The following is a 1,617-nucleotide window of genomic DNA, read 5'->3' as shown; positions in this document are numbered from 1 at the left end:
GAAAACCAGAAAAGAAGAAATATATTTAGTTTTTCTGTTCATCCAGGATCTCCTCTCGCGTAATTTTTACAGAATAAATTTATTTCAACCGGCAGGATACCACAAAGGAAAAATGAGCGGGAATGCCGGTATTCTCATCAGCTTCAATGCGGATTACTTCGCTGAAATCCACCGCTGCCAGGATATCGGTTTCAGTTTGCAGGTTTTCCAGATAGCGAACAATTGCCGGGCTGTCCAGGGCTCGACCGGTGATCGTGACGATGGTTTTTTGAACTGGTGAATCAGTACCGGCAGCTTCGGAAGCAGCAGTTGTGGCAGAATTTTCGCTTGAAGAGCTGATATCAGTCAACCAGACTCTTTTAGGAACCTGACGGCTGATGGCGGCAATAATCGAATACCAGTCATGACGCTGCGCTTTAATGCCCGCGGCCATCTGCAGTTGTTCCGCGGTTTTTTTATACCGACTTTCCATCGTCCTGATCTGATCAACCAGGTTCTGGTAGTTTCTTGACTGCTCCTGCAAGGCCGCATGCCGGGCTTCCAGCTGCCGCAATTTTTGGCTGCTTTGCCCGTACTGGTGACGCAGGGACAGATAATCCCCCCCCAGGACCAGAAGAAGAACTATGACCACCGCCACCAGAATCACCGCCGGCAATCTGCTGGCCTGAACCGCAAGCGTCTTTTTACGGGTTGAAAGGTTGATTCTTTGCATAAATACTATTCCCGGCATGCCATGCCGACAGCCACCATAAATCTTGCTGCCTGCTGCCGACAGATTGCCACTTTTTCTTCATCACCCCGACAGGCGGAAAAATCCAGCTGTTCCAGAGGATCGTAAATGATGCAGGGAATCCCCAGGGTCTCATCCAGGTAGTGATCCAGATCCGCCAGCTTTGAGCCGCCACCGGCAAGGACCAGCTGCTCCACCTTACCTTTATGCATACTGCTCTGGAAATAATCAATGGTCCGGTGAATTTCCAGGGCCAGCTGCTGAATATCGGTTTCAAGCGCTTTAAACACTACCTCTTGCAACTCGCCTGCCGCCGGCTGGTCAAAGCGTTGACGGAAATAACTGACCCCATGCTCAAAGACCAACTGGCGAGCGGCATCCTCATCCAGACCCTTTTTCAATGCCAAAGAGGCTGTCCAGGCCCGGGTATTAATTCCCACCTGACGGCTTAAAAACGGTAGATTCCGGTGCATGATGGTGATGCTGCTCCCTTCACCACCAATATTCATCACCAGAGGATTTTCCCCAATCTCGGACGGAGGACAATGGGTAAAGGATGCAGCCATGGCGACATCAGATGGCTCCAGGTACTGGACGGAAAGGCCAAGCCGGTCAAACAAAGCCTCAATCCGGACGACATCATCCTGTTTAGCCATATAGACCCGCACATTCATGGTTTCCCGCTGTCCCTGCCGGCTGCTGTCCAGAACCAGGTGGTCCCGCTGGAAAATATCCGGGGACTGTTCCATTTTTTCTTTCAGCGCCCAGTAAATAGCATGGGGAATATCTTTTTCCGCCGTCCGTGGCAGTTGCAACTCCTGAAGGATTACCATTTCCGACGGCAAGGACATGGCCACTTGAATCCCCCGTTTCCGATAAGACCCCAG

Annotated in this window: 2 protein-coding genes; both read right to left on the bottom strand. The window is 51.2% G+C overall.

Going from position 1 to position 1,617, the window contains the following annotated elements:
- Positions 1 to 79: 79 nt before the first annotated feature.
- A complete protein-coding gene (locus U9P07_12230; GenBank protein MEA2110171.1) occupies positions 80 to 712 on the bottom strand; it encodes a PilN domain-containing protein in 633 nt (210 codons plus the stop codon).
- Positions 713 to 717: 5 nt separating this feature from the next.
- Positions 718 to 1,617: pilus assembly protein PilM (gene pilM, locus U9P07_12225; GenBank protein MEA2110170.1), on the bottom strand; the 900-nt coding region annotated here is incomplete at its 5' end.

This window comes from Pseudomonadota bacterium, from assembly GCA_034660915.1.
In the GTDB taxonomy this organism is placed as follows: Bacteria; Desulfobacterota; Anaeroferrophillalia; order Anaeroferrophillales; family Anaeroferrophillaceae; genus DQWO01.
Note: the sequence above shows the minus strand (reverse complement) of the source record. Positions and strands in the feature narration are given on the sequence as shown.

Coding starts and splice junctions, on each gene's coding strand:
- U9P07_12230 (MEA2110171.1), bottom strand. CDS start 712: ATGCAAAGAATCAACCTTTCAACCCGTAAAAAGACGCTTGCGGTTCAG.